Consider the following 16,306-nt stretch of genomic DNA (forward strand, 5'->3'; position numbering starts at 1 on the left):
CCACCCGGTCAGGCATGTCATCTATGAGGCGGCGCGCCGAGGCTGCCTGCCGGGTATCTCAAGATGTATCGCGTCTCCCCGCACCGACCAGTCCGACGGCCGAAGAATGCGGCCTTCGGCGCGCACGGTGCCGTCCTCTTCGAAGACGACCTGGCCATAATCCGGATCGATGACGATCAAGGCGCCGTTATTGTCGCGGGGGGCGGCGAGCGTGGCGAAACGTGCCCGCATGCCGTCAAGGCCGCCTTCGCGGGCGAGATCGGAAAGACGGACGATCCAGCGGCCCCTGCGGCCGGCGAGGCGCAGCTCGACATCCGTCGTCGGGCCATGCTTCACCGGCTCGAGCACGCCATTGCCGATCAGCATCGCAAGGCCGTTGCCGGAACGGGCAAGCGCCAGATTGCCATCGACCACCGTGTTGTCGAAAGCTTCGAGCGGGAACCAGGCATGAGTGAAATCCGGCTGGCCCTCGTGGATGTCGAAATCGAGAATGGCGAGATCGCGATATTGATGGACGCGCGGCAGCGTTCCGCAGCCGCCCCAGAAGCTCGGCCGGCCGTAACCGAACTGGATGGTCTCGCCGGGATGGTTGATCCAGACCTGCGCTTCCGGCCGGTCGCCGAGGCGCAGATGCAGCACCGTCTCCTGATATCCCCAGGCACAGGGACGATAATGCGCGATGGTGCCGAGCGCGGTGTCGCGCGTCTTGTAGTGATAGAGGGCAGCAAAACGGTTTTCGCCCTGGGAAAAGGTCCATTCCTGCGCGGCGTCGGCGTCATGCGCGGCGATCGCAGCAAGGCTTTCGGGAAAATGCAGGCCGTGGTCGCGGATGCAGACGGCAAGCTGCGGCAGCGCGTGGACGCGCCGGCCATACCAGCCGCGGCCCCAGAGCAGCCGGGCAATGGCCGAGAGTTCGACCGAACGGCCGGGGCGCAGCGTATGTTCGTAGGAGCGGCCCTGGCTGCCGGTCAGCATGCCGTGATGGGCCGAGCGGGCGACGATCTCCATCAGGCGGACGATGCTGGCATTCGCCCGGGCGCGGATCGTCTCATCCGGGGCGCAGGCGGCAAGCGCCGTCAGACCCTTGAGGTCGATCGGGAAATAGGGAACGGAATTCCACTCGGCCATTTCCCAGCGCTCGAAATGATCGAGCCAGGCGCGGACCCGCTCTTCGCCGACCTTCATCTGCTCGGCGCCGGTGCGGCCGGAGCGGACGAAGACGGCGTCGGGGAAAAGCCGGCCGCCGAGATAGGCGGCGGTGTGGAAGAGCAGCGCGTGGTTTTCCGAGAAATACCACTGAACGTCGTTGCCCGGCTCGTCCATCCAGTAGCGGTAATTGAGGACCGCTTGCTCGATCCTGGCGCGCAGATCCTGCGACAGCAGATCGCTCCAGCGGGTATAGGCAAAGAGCAGCGGCACCAGCACGAAATCGGCGCAGTCGTGACAATCCTCGATGACCGGCAGCATGGCCGAGATTATCGCTTCGGTCTGCTCGCCGCCCTGCCCCACAGCCAGACGCGCGAAAGCGCAGACCGTATCGGGCTCGGAATGGGCGGCGACTTCGGCCAGCGCCTCGGCGACACGATCTTCCAGCGCAGCCGGCGCCGGCCCCTGGCGCTGGGGATGACAGATCTCGACGCCGAGGGTGCGGCCGAGCGAAAAGTCGCCTGTTTTGAGGGTGATGCGGAAATGGCGGAAATCGGCGGGCATATCAGCCGAAGTGCCGAGTTCCAGCCTGGTTGCGCCCTTCTCCAACGCGAAATCATAATCGAAGCGCTCGGCCGACATGAAGTCGCCTTCGATCTCGATATGGCAGGTCAGCGCCATCGGCAGCGGCGCGGGAAACAGGATCGTCACGTCCTCGCCGAGATAGGCGGTGCGGTCGAACCGCATGCCTTCGAGGATCGCCTCCAGGCCATCCGCAGCATCGGCGGCGATCGGAACGGGAACAGCGGTTTCGACCTCAGGCCCGTCGAGATAATCCAGCTGGAAATAGAAGCGGGCGTCGCGTTCGGCCAGATCGCCGAAATAGACGCGGATCTCGTTGAGGCCGGCGACAAGCTCCACCTCGAAAGTCTGTTGCGCTTCTAGATTGCGCTCGTAAGGCGCCATGAAACCCTGTTCACGGCCGTTGACGAAGAGGATGGCGCCGCCGCAGGTCGACAGGCGAAGCGTGGCAGCCCCGCCCGTGCCGGCATCGAGGAAGGTGCGCGCCCAGCAGCCGATGCGGGTCGGGCGAAACCAGAAACCGGAGAGATCGACACGCGGCGAGGCAAAGGGCAGCCACCACCGGACCGCCTCGAATTCGGCGGTCGGTTGCGGTCTTTGGCCGGAGAAGGATTTTTTGAATTCGGTGCGGCAGGGATATTCGTGCGGAATGAAGTTCTTCGTCTTGGTAACGAAGAAAAACGGATCCATCCTGCCTTCCATCGGCCGGTCGGCGATGTCGTAGCGCTCTTGTGAGAGGTGGCCGAGCTGCCAATAGACGATCGGGCTCTGCTTGCCGGTGGCGCGGCGAAGATGGGATTTCTCAGCGGTCATGCTTCAGCTCGTTCGAGCCGCGAGACGTCGGAAAAACCGACGCGTGGACTGGCCGTCAAACCGCATCTTCAAAGCCTCCCTGCTCTGTCGCTTGCCGCGGACTCCTCAGGCAATTGTGCATAGGCATTCCATTTGCGCAATCTGAAAGATTTTTGCATAAAGAGGTAGCAGCGAGGAGCAGACATGGCAGCGGAGCAGAAAAAAGGCAGGCGCACACGCCTCGACGATATCGCCGCCCGGTGCGGCGTCTCGATCAGCACGGTGTCGCGGGCGCTTGCCGGTGAAAAAGGCGTGAGGCCCGAAATTCGCAAGCTGGTGCTGGAAACGGCAAGTGCGGTCAGCTACGCCCTGCCGGCCAGCGTCGCCGGCAAGAAGGTCATGCTCGTCGCCTCCGGCGCCGCGATGATCGATTATGTCCGCAACCAGTTCACGCTTTATGTGCTCGAAGGATTGAATGCGCGCGCGGCCGCTCTCGGCATCGAGATGGCGATGCGTCCGGTCGCAGACAAGGCCGATGAAGCCCGTGCCATCGCCGAGATGCGGGATAATCCAAGCTTCGGCGGCATGCTGATCCTGACCGTCGACGAGGAGGATATGCTGGCCGCCGCCGCCGGTCTCGGCAAGCCCGTCGTGCTGGTCAACAGCGACGATCCCTATATGCGGCTTTCCAGTGTGACGCCCTGCAACCGCTCGGCCGCCTTCATCGCCGCCGAACACCTGATCAAGGCGGGGCACGAACGCATCCTGTTCATGCTGCGGCCGGGACGGCGGACGATCGAGCGGCGTCTGGAGGGCTGGCGCGATGCCCTGCAGCATCACGGGCTGAAAGCCGATGCCGACCTGGTGCTCGAGGTCGACGACTGGCTGCCGGAACTCGGCGCCGAGGCGATCACCCGCCTCGTCCGCGACAAAGGCCTTTCCTTCACCGCCATCCTGACGGCGGGCGACAGCCTTGCCAGCGGCGCCGTACGCGGATTGCAGGCGATGGGTTATGCCGTGCCGCAGGATATCTCCGTCATGGGCATAGACGACCTGCCGCAATCGGCCTTTCTCAATCCGCCGCTTTCGACGGTGCATATCCCGATGCGCGAACTCGGCGCCACCGCGCTCGATCTGTTGCGCGACATGATGCTCGGCCTGGCCACGCCGCGGCGGCGCGTCGAGCTTTCCTGCCATCTCGTCGAAAGGGGTAGTGTGGCGGTGGTCAGCGGCGCTGCAGGGGGAAATATCAGGCCTCGATAAAGCTCGCTTCGAACAGTTCGCGTGCATAGGCATCATGGGTGATGCCGGCCTGCAGATCCTGTTTGGTCAGTTCGTCGACGAAGCCGCCGTTCTTCATGATCAGCACCCGGTCGCACATATGGGCGATGACCGCGAGGTCGTGGCTGACGAGCAGATAGGTCAGCCCCTTTTCATCACGCTGATCGGCAAGCAGGTTGAGGATTTCGGCCTGGACGGATACATCGAGCGCCGATGTCGGCTCATCGAGCAGCAGGATCGGCGGCGACAGAATGAGCGCCCGGGCGATCGCCACGCGCTGCCGCTGGCCGCCGGAAAGCTCATGGGGAAAACGATTGGCGAAGCTCGCCGGCAGGCCGACCTGGATCAAGGCCTTTTCGACCTTCGACCAGATCTCCGAATGGCGCATGGCGCGCAGCGGCTCGGCGAGCGCGGTGCCGATGCGGTGGCGCGGATGCAGGGAGCCGTAAGGGTCCTGAAAGACCATCTGGGCGAATTTCAGCTCCTCGCGGGAGCGATGCTTGCCGATCGGTCGGCCGCTAAGCTCGATCTGCCCGGTCCAGCCGGTCTCCATTCCGGCGAGGCAACGCAGCACCGTCGATTTGCCGCAGCCGGATTCGCCGACAATGCCGAGCGTCTCCCCCTGCCTGACCTCAAAACTGATGCCCCTGACGACATGGTTGCTGGATTTGCCGGAGGCGAAGACGACATCGAGGTCGCGGACATTGATCATTGCGCGGTCTCCAGATCGAGTTTCGCCCTGTCGAGAACGGCGAGCCGGCGAACCGGGTTCTTCGGGTCGGGCAGCGCCGCTATCAGCCCGCGGGTATAGGGATGGCGGGCCTCTTCGAGACTGGTCAGGGTTTCGACGATGCGGCCGGCATACATGACGATGATGCGCTCGCAGAAGGCCGCCACCATGCGGATATCGTGGCTGATCAACAGCAGGCCGGAATTGTTCTCGCGCACCAGTTCATCGAGCAACAGCAGCACATCCTTTCGCACGCTGACATCGAGCGCCGAAGTCGGCTCGTCGGCAATGACCAGCTTCGGCCGCGCCAAGAGCATCATGGCGATCATCACGCGCTGACCCATGCCGCCCGATATCTGATGGGGATAAAGCGCCATGACCCGATCCGGATCGCTGATGCGCACACGCTCCAGCATGGCGCGGGCGGCGTCTTGCGCCGGGGCCTTGCCGAGACCGAGGTGAAGGCGCGCGGCCTCGGCGATCTGCTTGCCGATCGAGAGGACCGGATTCAGCGAATAACGCGGATCCTGCATGATCAGCGCGATGTCCTTGCCGCGAAGCGCGCCCATCTGCCGCTCGCTCTTTGACAGCAGGGGATCGCCGCCGAGATCCAGGCGTTCGGCGGAGACCACCGCTGCCGGCGGCAGCAGGCGCATGATGGCGCGCCCCGTCGTCGATTTGCCGGAACCGGATTCTCCGACGATGCCGACCCGTTCGCGCCCGACGTCGAAACTGACATTGGAAACGGCGGGCACGGCGCCGCGGCCGAAGCGGACAGTCAATCCTTTGACGGAGAGAACGGGCTGCAGATCATGATCCTGCATTTTACGATCTGGCATGGCGGGGATCCAGAATGTCGCGCAGAGCATCTCCGGCGATGTTGAAGGCAAGGCTGGTGAGAAGGATGGCGATACCCGGCATGACGGCGACCCACCAGTAATCCAGCATGAATTTGCGGCCGTTGGAGATCATCGCCCCCCATTCCGGTGCCGGCGGTTGCGCGCCAAGGCCGAGAAAGCCGAGGGAAGCCGCCGTCAGGATGATGCCGGCCATATTGAGGGTCAGGCGAACGATGACCGAGGGAACGCACATCGGCGCAATATAGAGAAGAAGGATGCGGATTGGCGAAGCGCCGTACAGGCGGGCGGCGACCACATAATCGGCATTTCTGACGACAAGGGCTTCGGCGCGCGCCAGCCTGGCGATCGGCGGCCATGCGGTCAGCGAGATCGCGATGATTGCCGTGGTCAGGCCGGCGCCGAGTGCGGCGGCAAAGGCCAGCGCCAGGATCAGCGACGGGAAAGACAGGACGATATCGGTGGCGCGCATCAGCAGGGCGTCAGTGCGCCCGCCGAAGAAGCCGGCGACGACGCCGATCAGCAGGCCGATCGGACCGACGATCAGGGAGATCGACAGCACGGTCTGGATGGTGATGCGCGTGCCGAAAATCAGGCGGCTCAGAATGTCGCGGCCAAATTCGTCGGTGCCGGCCCAATGCGCCAGGCTCGGGGCCTGCAGGGCATCGCCGAGCGATTGCACGACCGGATCATAAGGCGCCAGAAGCGGCGCCAAGATCGCGATCAGGCACAGCAGGCCGAGGATGACGAAGCCGGCAAGGCCAAGCGGTTCCGCAGCCAATTTGCGGCCGGCGCGCGCAAACGAGGCGGCGACGCGGGTCGACACGCTTGGCGGGCGGATCTGAATGTCAGTGCGGATGGCGTCGCTCATCGGGCCGCCTCCCGCATGCGCGGATCGAAGACGGCATAAGCGACGTCGGCGAGGAAGTTTAACAGCATGAAGATGAATCCCACGATGATGGTGCCGGCCACGATGGCGTTCATATCGCCGATCATGAGGGCGTTCGTCATGTATTGGCCGATGCCCGGCCAGGAGAAGACGATCTCGGTGACGACGGCGCCTTCCAGCAGTCCACCATAGGAAATCGCCAGGATGGTGATCAGCTGCACCGCAATGTTCGGCAGGACATGGCGCCAGATCGTGCCGAAAGGACTGACACCCTTGGCACGGGCCGCGATGACATAATCCTGGCTCAACTGCTCCAGGGTGAAGCTGCGTGTCATGCGGGTAATATAGGCCATCGCCGCATAGGCGAGGATGATGGCAGGCAGAATGATGTGGCCGAGCGCATTCCAGAAGATTTCCGTCTCGCCCTGCAGCAGGCTGTCGATCAGCAACAGGCCGGTCTGCGGCGTCACGAGGCCTTCGTAGAAGACATCGATCCTGCCCGGTCCGCCGACCCAGTTGAGGCCGGCATAGAAGATGACCAGCCCGACGATGCCGAACCAGAAAACCGGGATCGAGTGCCCGACGAGGGCCACCACCCGGGCTATCTTGTCGATGAAGCTGTCGCGAAACAATGCCGCGACCAGGCCGAGCGGCACGCCGACGAATGTCGAGATGATCACCGCCAGCGTCGCCAGTTCGAATGTCGCCGGAAACGCCTGGGCGAGGTCCGACGAGACGGGGTTGCCGGTGAGGACGGCAGTGCCGAAATCACCATGCGCCAGCCCGTTCAGATAGAGGAAAAACTGCTGGTAGATCGGCAGGTCGAGTCCAAGGCGGGCCCGCATCGCCGCATAGGCGGCGGGATCGGCGAGTTCGCCGACGATCGCGCCGACCGGATCGGTGGGCAGAACGCGGCCGATCACGAAGGTCACACAGAGGAGAATGAACAGGCTGACCAGCAAATGCGCCAGGCGTCGGCCAAATTCGGCTACGGAGAGTTCCTTCATGATCGGCTGCCCTCTCGAGTCTTACTGGGTTTCGACCTTGGTTACGTTCTCGAGACGCGTCATTTGAGACGGATGTCCGACATATCCCTGGACCTTGCCGGTCAGGACGATCGGCTCAAAGCGCTCGAACATCGGCAGCACGGCAGGCTTCTGTTCGACGAACATCTTCTGCATCTGCACGTAGAGTTCGCCGCGCTTCTTGGCGTCCGGCTCCATCGATGCCTTCGCGGTCAGGGCCGTCAACTCGGGAATATCCCAGGCCGAGCGCCAGACGAAATTGCCGGCATTGTTGGCCTCTTTCGAGTTGTCGGGATTGGAGGAAAACTGCTCCATCGAGCCGAGCACGTTCGGCATGTAGGCGCTGGTCTGCGGGATCAGCAGATCGAAATCCCGGGCGCGATGGGCGGCGATGATTTCCGAACCGTTTCCCTGCTGGATGTCGATCTTGATGCCGACCTGGGCAAGGGAAGCCTGAATGGCGGTGGCAAGATCGATGCGCGGTGTCTGGGCGATTGTCTTCAGCGTCAGCGAGAAGCCGTCCTTATAACCCGCCTCTGCCAGCAGCTGCTTGGACTTCTCGACGTTGAGCTGCCAATCCGGGCTCGGGATCGCATATTCGAAATTCTCCGGCACGGGCACGGTTCTCGCCCGTCCGTAGGGGCCCATGATCGTCTTCTCGATGCCCTTGTAGTCGATGCCGTAGGCGATTGCCTCGCGGACCTTGGGGTTGGAGAGGTACTGGTTGCCGGCATTCATCGACAGCACGTAGAAACCGCCTGTCGGAATGCGCTGGATGGCAAAACCCTGCTTGGCCTGGAATGTCGCGAGATCGGAGGCCGTCAGCGCACTGGCAATATCGATATCGCCGCGCTCCAGCATCAGCCGCTCGACCTGGCTTTCCGGCACATGGCGGACGATGACGCGACGCATCTTCGGAGCGCCGTCGACATAACCCTTGTTGGCGTCGAGAATGACCAGCTCGTTCGGAGACCAGCGGTTGAGGGTGAATGGACCGGAACCGGCCGAATGCGTTCGCATCCAGGCATTGCCATAGTCATTGTCGACGGCGTGGCTTTCGACCTCGACGCTGTCGACCACGCTGGTGGTGGTCGTCGTCAGCCGGTAGAGCAGAAGCTCCGCCGTCACCTGGTCGGAAAGATCGATACGCACCGTCTGGTCGTCGACCGCCTTGACGAGCTTGTCGACATTGTTCTTGTCGTAGCCGACGCGCTTGAGGTTGGCGGCTGCGGCCTGATCCATCTTCAAGAGCCGCCCCAGCGAATAGACGACGTCCTTCGAAGTCACCGGGTTGCCGGAGGCGAAATTGGCCTTGCGCAGCGTAAAAGTGATGCCCTTGTCGTCAACCTTCCAGCTTTCCGCCAGCTGCGGAAGGATCTTACCATCAGCCGTGCTGGCGACCAGCCGGTCGTAAAGATTCGACATGATCTCCACGGCTTTGCCCTCGGTCGCCTGTTGCGGATCGAGGGACAGAACCTGGGCCAACGACGTTCCGATCACCAGCTGGTCTTGCGGCGTCGCAGCCTGCAGCTGCGGGGCAGCCATGGTCAGGGCGCCGAAAACGGCGCCGACGAACAGGCCTTTAGAAAAATGCTTCATTGTCACTCCTCCATGAATTACTATAGAAGACATATTATGTCGCCCGTATGTCGTATTATGATCTATCGAAGTCAGATACGATTGACAAGGCCCGAACGGGAGACTTGAGTGCAATGGGATTGGGGAACAGAAAATGACGACACTCAGCCGTGGCCGGCAAAGACTGGCGCAGCAGGTCATCGATCAGCTGCGGGCGCAGATCGAGGCTGGCATGCTACGGGTCGGCGACCAGCTGCCGACCGAGCCGCAGCTTGAAGCGACCTTCGGCGTCAGCCGCACCGTGGTGCGCGAGGCGATCGCCGATCTCAGGTCGGCCGGCTTCGTCAAGCCGATCCAGGGCAAAGGAGTGTTTGTCGCGAATCCGAAATCTCAATCGGTGCTGCCATTGACGCCGGTGGAAATCAAAAGCATCCCCGAAACCCTTGAGTTGCTGGAGTTTCGCATGGCGGCCGAGGGCGAAGCGGCGGCGATTGCCGCCTATCGCCGCACCGCCGAGCAGGAGGCGGCGATCCGCGAGGCCAACCGCCGGATGGCGAACCTGATCGAGACCGGGCAGCAAACGGTGGAGGCGGATTACGCCTTCCACATGGCGATCGCCGCCGCCACCAACAACCGATTCTATGTCGATGTGCTGCGCCAATTCGGCCCCAAAGCGATCCCCCGCGGCCAGTTTCCGACGCTGCCGGAGGCCAATGACCGCGACTATCTGCAAAAGGTCTATGCCGAGCATGTCGAAATCCTCTCGGCCATCGCCGATCAGGATCCGGATCGCGCCCGCCAGGCGATGCGTGCGCATATGATGGCCAGCCAACGTCGCTATCGGATGCTCTCCGAGCAGCAATAGGGCTCGACTCTCTTCGAAATTCATATTATGTCATATGACAGTGTGTAATTTCGAAAGAGACTCAAATGTATCTGGGAACACAGGTCGCCGCGCGGGATGACGACGATTATCGCATTTTCGCGCAACTGGGTGTGAAGCATATCAACGCCGATCCGCCGGGAGAACCGAGCAGCTGGACGCTTTCCGACCTCGAGCGCCATCGCGACAAGGTCGAAAGCTTCGGCCTGATCCTCGACATGATCCAGCTGCCCCTGCCCTCACAGCCGATCGAGAAGGCGTCCTATCCCGATATTCTGCTTGCCGGCCCTGAGCGCGACAGGCAGATCGACGCCGTCTGCAAGCTGATCGAGAATACCGCGGCGGCCGGCATTCCGGCGGTCAAATATAATCTCAACCTGATCGGCATCCCCCGCACGCCCGATGAACCGGGACGCGGCGGCTCGATGAATGCCAGCTTCCGCTGGGACAAGACCGATCAGCAGGCAGCACCCGGTCTTGCCGGCGTTCTCTCCGAAGACGAAAACTGGGAACGGATCGACTATTTCCTCGAACGGGTCGTGCCGGTCGCTGCAAGCAACCGCGTCAGGCTCGCCTGCCATCCGCACGATCCCTATACGCCGCCCGGCTTTCGCGGCGTCACGCGCGTGCTCGGCACCGTCGAAGGCCTGAAGAAATTCGTGCTGATGCGCGAAAATCCCTATCACGGCCTCAATTTCTGCCAGGGTTCCATCGGCGAAATGCTGGAGAATCCCGGCAGGGAGATCGATGACGTCATCCGCTGGTTTGGCGAGCGCAACAAGATCTTCAACGTCCACTTCCGCAACATCCGCGGCGGCAAGCTCTCCTTCATGGAGACCTTCCCCGACGAGGGCGACATGGACATGGTCCGCTCGGCGAAGATCTACAAGGAAGTCGGTTTCAAATACATGCTGATGCCCGACCACGTGCCGACGGTCAGCGGCAAGGACCCTTCCGCCACCGCATTCGCCTACTGCTACGGCTATATCGCTGCCCTTCTGCAGACGCTCGAAAGCGCCTGAGACGGCCAATTTTCAACAGCTAAGGAACAGGACTTTCATGATGAACCCGATTGAATTGAAGAAGGCCGTCGGTAGTGGTCTCCTCTCGTTTCCGGTGACGCATTTCGACGATCAGCTCACATTCGACGAGGCGAAGTACCGCCGTCATGTCGAATGGCTTTCGGGGTATGATGCCGCCGCACTGTTTGCCGCCGGCGGCACGGGAGAGTTCTTCTCCCTCAATCCGGCCGAGATTCCGCAGGTCGTCCGCGCCGCCAAGGCCTCGGCCGGCAAGACGCCGATCATCTCGGGCACCGGCTACGGCACGTCGCTCGCCATCGAGATCGCCAAAGCGGCCGAGAAGGCCGGCGCGGACGGGCTGCTACTGCTGCCGCCCTATCTGATGTTTGCCGAACAGGCCGGCCTAATCGCCCACGTCAAGGCGGTCTGCCAATCGGTCGGCATCGGCGTCATCGTCTATAACCGCGACAACGCCGTCCTGACGGCCGAAAGCATCGCCCGGCTGGCGGAGGAATGCCCGAACCTGATCGGCTTCAAGGACGGCGTCGGCGATGTCGACAAGGTGATCGAGATCACCACCCTGCTTGGCGACTGCCTCGTCTATGTCGGCGGCATGCCGACCCATGAAGTCTACGCCCAGGCCTATTTCGCCGCCGGCGTGACGACCTATTCCTCGGCCGTCTTCAACTTCGTGCCGGCGCTGGCCCAGCGCTTTTACGGCGCCCTTCGCACCGGCGACCAGGCGACCGTCGACGAGATCCTGAAGAGCTTCTTCTTCCCCTTCGTCGCCCTGCGCAACCGCAAGAAGGGTTATGCCGTCTCGATCATCAAGGCGGGCCTGCGCGTCCTAGGCCAGAACCCCGGCCCCGTTCGCCCGCCCTTGACGGATCTCACCCCGGAAGAGCTGACACTCTTGGAAAAGATCGTCCAGGCCAACGGCGTCTCGCGGATCGCGGCGGAGTAGTCGCGGGTTACCTTTATCAACGACAAAACCGCCGGGCTTGCTCGGCGGTTTTGTCGTTGTCAGCCATCCGCTAAATCACGCCCACAGCCTATCGCACAAAACGCGCGCAGCAATCAAAGCGCCACGCCACTGCCGCGGTCGAAGACATGCACCTGGTCGCTGGCGATGCTTGCCTCGAACACCGCGCCGTAGCGGGCGGGGTATTCACCGTCGACGATGGCGGTCACCTGCTGGCCGGCGAGATCGAAGACCACATGGGTCTGGGCGCCTGTGGGTTCCACCAGCATGGTGCGGCCGGCAAGCGGCGTGCCGGCCGACAGGCCGGGAACGAGATGTTCGGGGCGCAGGCCGATGGTGACGGCCTGTCCGGGCCTGACCCGGCGGTCGGGCGCAATAAGGATCGCTGTGCCGTCTTCGAGGCGGGCGGTGGGCGCGCCGTTTTGACCCTCCACCGTGCCGTCGAGCATGTTCATAGCCGGCGAGCCGATGAAGGCGGCGACGAAGAGGTTGGCCGGCTTCTTGTAAAGTTCGAGCGGCGTGCCCGACTGCTCCACCCTGCCCTGATTGAGCACGACAATGCGGTCGGCGAGCGTCATCGCCTCGATCTGGTCATGGGTGACATAGATCGACGTCGTCTTCACCTTCTGGTGCAGCGTTTTGATCTCCGAGCGCATCTGCACGCGGAGTTTCGCATCGAGGTTGGAGAGCGGCTCGTCAAACAGGAAGACGGCCGGATTGCGCACGACGGCGCGGCCCATGGCGACGCGCTGGCGCTGGCCGCCGGAAAGCTGGGCCGGCTTGCGGTCGAGCAGCTCGGCAAGATCGAGCATGCGGGCAGCCTCGGCAACGCGGGCCTCGATCTGGGGTTTGGCAACGCCGGCGAGCTTCAAGTTGAAGCCCATGTTTTCGGCGACCGTCATATGCGGATAGAGCGCATAGGACTGGAAGACCATGGCGATGTTGCGCTCGCGCGGTGTCATCGCGTTGACGATATTGCCGCCGATGGCGATCTCGCCGTCGGTGATCTCCTCGAGGCCGGCGATCATCCGCAGCAGCGTCGATTTTCCGCAGCCGGACGGGCCGACGAGGGCGACGAATTCACCATCCTCGATATGAAGCGAAATGCCGTGAATGACGTCGACGGCGCCATAGGCCTTGGTTACATCGTGCAGTGAAACGGATGCCATGATTGCAGCTCCAATGGGTCGGCTCAGGACTTGACGGCGCCGGCGGTCAGGCCGGCGATGATGTGCCTCTGGGCAACGAAGAAAACGATGATCGTCGGCAGGATGGTCAACGTGATGAAGGCCAGCACCAGTTGCCATTCCGTGCCGTATTCGCCGCGATAGACCATGATGCCGAGCGGCCAGGGATATTTCGATTCCGAGTTCAGCATGATCAGCGGCAGGATGTAACTGTTCCAGCTGCCGACGAAAGAGATGATGCTGACGGTGGCGACGATCGGCCGGGAGAGCGGCAGCGAGATATGCCAGAAGAATCTCATATAACCGCAGCCGTCGACGAAGGCCGCCTGAAACAATTCTTCCGGGAGGTTGCGGAAATAGTTCCTGAACAACAGGATGCTCATGCCGAGGCCGAAAGCCACCTGCGGCAGCACCACGCCCCAATAGGTATTGAGCAGGCCGAGATCGCGGATGCGGATGAAGAGCGGCAGGATCGCGGTCGCCGCCGGAAACATCAGGCCGAGCAGGAAATAATTGAGCAGGAAGGACGAGCCGAAGAAGCGGACATGGGCAAAGGCGAAGGCCGCCATCGACGAGACGATCAGCGTCAAGAGCACGGTGAGCGCCGCAATGATCAGCGAATTGCCGATCTGCAGCCAGTAGCGTTCGCCGAAGAGGATGTCGGTATAATTCGCCCACTGCCATTCCGTCGGCAGGCCGAAGGGATTGGTGCGCAGGTCGCCCAGCGTCTTGAAGCCGCCGAGCGCCGTGGTCAGCAGCGGGATCAGCACGATGGCGGCGATCAGGCTCAGCGACACGTAGAGATAGATGCGTGTCGAGGTGCGCATGCGGATGGAAGAGCTCATATCAGTCATGGCGCATGAAGATCCTTTTGTAACCGAAGGCGAGCGTCACGCAGATGACGAAGAGCACCACGCCAACGGCGCTGCCCAAGCCGACCTGCATGCGCATGACGCCGTAGGTGTAGAGGAAGGTGACCATCGTCTGCGTCGAATTGGACGGGCCGCCGCCGGTCAGCGGCATGATCATGTCGAAGAGCTGCAGCGAGCCGACGACGGCAAAGAAGATCGACAGGCGCAAGGTCGAGCCGAGCAGCGGCAGCGTGACGTAGCGGAATTTCTGCCAGCCGGTGGCGCCGTCGATTTCGGCGGCTTCCAGCACGCTCTTGTCGACCGATTGCAGGCCGGCGATGAACAGCATCATGTGAAAACCGAAATATTTCCAGACGATGACGCCGAGCACGGCGTAGATCGCCACGTCCTTGTCGGCGAGCACATAAGGATTGGCGAAGCCGAAGAAGTTTGAAATGGCGGCAAACAACCCGTAATCGCCGTCATAGACGAAGCGCCAGATCAGGCCGGCGGCAACGTCTGCCAGCACATAGGGCAGGAAGAAGATCAGCCGATAGCCGACGACACCAGGAATGCGGTGGGCGAGCATGGTGGCCAGCCAGATGGCGAGCGGCACCTGGACGCAGATGGAGATGACGATGATCAGGCCGTTATTGAGCAGCGCCTGAGTGAAGGCGGCATTGCGGAACAGAACCTGGAAATTGCGGAGCGCGATGAATTCGGTCGGCGTGCCGTAGCCGTTCCATTTGTAGAGGCTGTACCAGGCCGCCTCGCCCATCGGCATGATGACGAAGAGCGTGAAGAGCAGCAGCGCCGGCGGCAGAAAGAGCAAGAGCACCGTCAGCCGGTCATGGGCGACCGAGCTTTTCCTGTTTGCGGCTCGCCTTGCCGGGCTTGCGGCTGCGGTCATCGAAGGGATTGAAATATTGGCCATGGATCCTGCTTTCGTTCGTCGGCAGCAATGCCAGCGCTCCGCTTGATCGGGAGCGCCGGGAAGGCTCTGCGGGCGCTGGTTACTGTTCCAGTTCGAAAGCGTCCTGGATCATCTGAGCGCCGTCCTTGGAATTCATCTGGCCGGAGACGATTTCCACCGAGACGTCGTTGACGACACGGCCGACGGCCGCGCCGAGATCCTGGTCGAAGAAGTTCTGATGCCAGGTCGAACCGGCCAGCTGTTTGGCCGATTCGGAAAGCAGCGGGTTGACGACGCCGTCATCGGCGCCGACGGCAACGGGAAGCAACATGCCAGCCTTAGCCATCGCCCGCTCGTTCTCGGCGTTGGTGAGGAAGGCGAGGAAATCGAGCGCCTCCTTGGAGGCCTTCTTGGTGACCGCCCAGCCGTTCAGGCCGCCGAGCGTATCGGTCGGCTTGCCGGCGCCGCCCTCGACCGTCGGGAAGACGAAACGGCCGATATTGTCGGGTGCCAGGCCCTTGCCGTCGCCGGCATTCTTGCGCTGGTTGGCTTCGGTGGCTTCAAAGCCGAGGATCATCGCGGCCTTGCCGTCGCCGAAGACACCGAGCGTCTGCGGCCAGGTTGCGCCGAGATAGCCGGGCTGGAAAGGTTCGAGCTTGCCGAGCTCGGCGAGATCCTCACCGGCCTTGATGATGGCGGGATCAAGGAAACCTTCGCCCTCGCCGTTCTTGGCGGCTTCGAAAACCTTCTGGCCGCCTTCGCGCATGACGAGATAGCTCCAGTAGAAATGGATCGGCCATTTCTCGCCGCCGCCGCCGGCAATCGGCACGATGCCGGCCTCCTTGATCTTCTTCACCGCAGCGAGGAAATCCGTCCAGCTCTTGATGTCTTCGGCCTTGACGCCAGCTTTGGCAAACAGCGCCTTGTTGTAGAAAAAGCTGACCAGACCGACCTTGTAGGGAATGGCCCAGGTCTTGCCCTCAAAGGTCAGGCCGTCGACCGAAGCCGGGGTATAGGCCTTTCGCAGCTTGCCGCCACCGGCATCGAGGGCTGCCGTCACATCCTGCAGCGCGCCGGTCTCCGACTGCTGCTTCAACACGCCGCCGCCCCAGCTGAAAAAGAAATCCGGCACGTCGTCGGACTGCAGCAGAGTGGGAAGCTTGGCCTTGAAGGCCTCGTTTTCGAGGAACTGCATCTGGATGTCGACGTCGGGATGCTGGCCTTCGTATTTCTTGACGATGTCTTCCCAGGCCGCAACGTTTTTCGGGTCGAGCTCGAGATGCAGCCATTTGACCACCGTCGTCGCGGAGGCAGCGCCTGCCCCCGCCAGCAACATGCCGGCTGCCGCGGCCATGGATACGATGCGCCTGCCGCCGAAAGCGGCGTTCTTCAGCATAAAATTCATGATTTTCCTCCCGGGGACCTATCCTCACAATTTTTCCCCAATGCGGATTAATTCAACGGAGCTTGCGCCGGATGTCAACCCAATTGCCGCTATTTTTATCAAATGCGCTTGACAGGCCCGTGGGATTGCCTGCTATTTATTTCGTAACCCGTTAAAAATATTGGCTTCCGCCCAACGAACGAT

14 protein-coding genes are annotated in these 16,306 nt (G+C 62.3%); 4 read left to right on the top strand and 10 right to left on the bottom strand.

Going from position 1 to position 16,306, the window contains the following annotated elements:
• Window positions 1-21: 21 nt before the first annotated feature.
• Window positions 22-2,541 carry a hypothetical protein gene (locus QMO80_RS02605; RefSeq protein WP_283198782.1) on the bottom strand — a complete coding sequence of 840 codons (2,520 nt, stop codon included), beginning with the start codon at window positions 2,539-2,541 and terminating at the stop codon, window positions 22-24.
• Window positions 2,542-2,724: 183 nt separating this feature from the next.
• Between QMO80_RS02605 and QMO80_RS02610 the strand changes: the two genes are divergently transcribed.
• Window positions 2,725-3,783 carry a LacI family DNA-binding transcriptional regulator gene (locus QMO80_RS02610; RefSeq protein WP_283198783.1) on the top strand — a complete coding sequence of 353 codons (1,059 nt, stop codon included), beginning with the start codon at window positions 2,725-2,727 and terminating at the stop codon, window positions 3,781-3,783.
• On the opposite strand, the gene QMO80_RS02615 is transcribed toward QMO80_RS02610, so the two are convergent.
• The 5 genes from QMO80_RS02615 to QMO80_RS02635 are packed head-to-tail and all read right to left on the bottom strand — an operon-like array spanning window position 3,770 to window position 8,901.
• Complete coding sequence (locus QMO80_RS02615; RefSeq protein WP_283198784.1) at window positions 3,770-4,513, bottom strand: ABC transporter ATP-binding protein; 744 nt, start codon at window positions 4,511-4,513, stop codon at window positions 3,770-3,772. The genes QMO80_RS02610 and QMO80_RS02615 overlap by 14 nt on opposite strands.
• Window positions 4,510-5,355, bottom strand: a complete 846-nt coding sequence (locus QMO80_RS02620; RefSeq protein WP_283200093.1) for an ABC transporter ATP-binding protein — start codon at window positions 5,353-5,355, stop codon at window positions 4,510-4,512. The genes QMO80_RS02615 and QMO80_RS02620 overlap by 4 nt, the downstream gene beginning before the upstream one ends.
• Before the next feature lies 1 nt (window position 5,356).
• Window positions 5,357-6,259 (bottom strand): ABC transporter permease, encoded by a 903-nt coding sequence (locus tag QMO80_RS02625; RefSeq protein WP_283198785.1) that lies wholly within the window; start codon window positions 6,257-6,259, stop codon window positions 5,357-5,359.
• Entirely contained in the window at window positions 6,256-7,284 is a 1,029-nt protein-coding gene (locus QMO80_RS02630; protein ID WP_054183148.1) for an ABC transporter permease, read from the bottom strand. Before QMO80_RS02630 ends, QMO80_RS02625 begins: the two co-directional genes overlap by 4 nt.
• A gap of 21 nt (window positions 7,285-7,305) precedes the next feature.
• Entirely contained in the window at window positions 7,306-8,901 is a 1,596-nt protein-coding gene (locus QMO80_RS02635; RefSeq protein WP_283198786.1) for an ABC transporter substrate-binding protein, read from the bottom strand.
• Window positions 8,902-9,034: 133 nt separating this feature from the next.
• Here QMO80_RS02635 and QMO80_RS02640 point away from each other — a divergent pair, with 133 nt between their 5' ends.
• The 3 genes from QMO80_RS02640 (at window position 9,035) to kdgD (ending at window position 11,749) form a co-directional block, all read left to right on the top strand.
• Window positions 9,035-9,745 carry a FadR/GntR family transcriptional regulator gene (locus QMO80_RS02640; protein ID WP_283198787.1) on the top strand — a complete coding sequence of 237 codons (711 nt, stop codon included), beginning with the start codon at window positions 9,035-9,037 and terminating at the stop codon, window positions 9,743-9,745.
• Between the two features lie 65 nt (window positions 9,746-9,810).
• Entirely contained in the window at window positions 9,811-10,785 is a 975-nt protein-coding gene (locus QMO80_RS02645) for a mannonate dehydratase (protein ID WP_283198788.1), read from the top strand.
• Window positions 10,786-10,822: 37 nt separating this feature from the next.
• Window positions 10,823-11,749, top strand: coding sequence for a 5-dehydro-4-deoxyglucarate dehydratase (gene kdgD / locus QMO80_RS02650; protein ID WP_283198789.1), 927 nt, complete (start codon window positions 10,823-10,825; stop codon window positions 11,747-11,749).
• Window positions 11,750-11,862: 113 nt separating this feature from the next.
• Here the strand turns inward: kdgD and QMO80_RS02655 are convergent, their stop codons facing one another.
• The 4 genes from QMO80_RS02655 to QMO80_RS02670 form a co-directional block, all read right to left on the bottom strand.
• Window positions 11,863-12,936 carry an ABC transporter ATP-binding protein gene (locus QMO80_RS02655; protein WP_283198790.1) on the bottom strand — a complete coding sequence of 358 codons (1,074 nt, stop codon included), beginning with the start codon at window positions 12,934-12,936 and terminating at the stop codon, window positions 11,863-11,865.
• 23 nt (window positions 12,937-12,959) lie between these two features.
• Window positions 12,960-13,808: a carbohydrate ABC transporter permease gene (locus QMO80_RS02660; RefSeq protein ID WP_049735543.1), complete on the bottom strand. Its 849-nt coding sequence runs from the start codon at window positions 13,806-13,808 to the stop codon at window positions 12,960-12,962.
• Window positions 13,801-14,739 (bottom strand): carbohydrate ABC transporter permease, encoded by a 939-nt coding sequence (locus QMO80_RS02665; RefSeq protein ID WP_283198791.1) that lies wholly within the window; start codon window positions 14,737-14,739, stop codon window positions 13,801-13,803. The genes QMO80_RS02660 and QMO80_RS02665 overlap by 8 nt, the downstream gene beginning before the upstream one ends.
• Before the next feature lie 79 nt (window positions 14,740-14,818).
• Window positions 14,819-16,123: an extracellular solute-binding protein gene (locus QMO80_RS02670; RefSeq protein WP_283198792.1), complete on the bottom strand. Its 1,305-nt coding sequence runs from the start codon at window positions 16,121-16,123 to the stop codon at window positions 14,819-14,821.
• Window positions 16,124-16,306 lie beyond the last annotated feature (183 nt).

This window comes from Rhizobium sp. BT03, assembly GCF_030053155.1.
Taxonomy (GTDB): domain Bacteria; phylum Pseudomonadota; class Alphaproteobacteria; order Rhizobiales; family Rhizobiaceae; genus Rhizobium.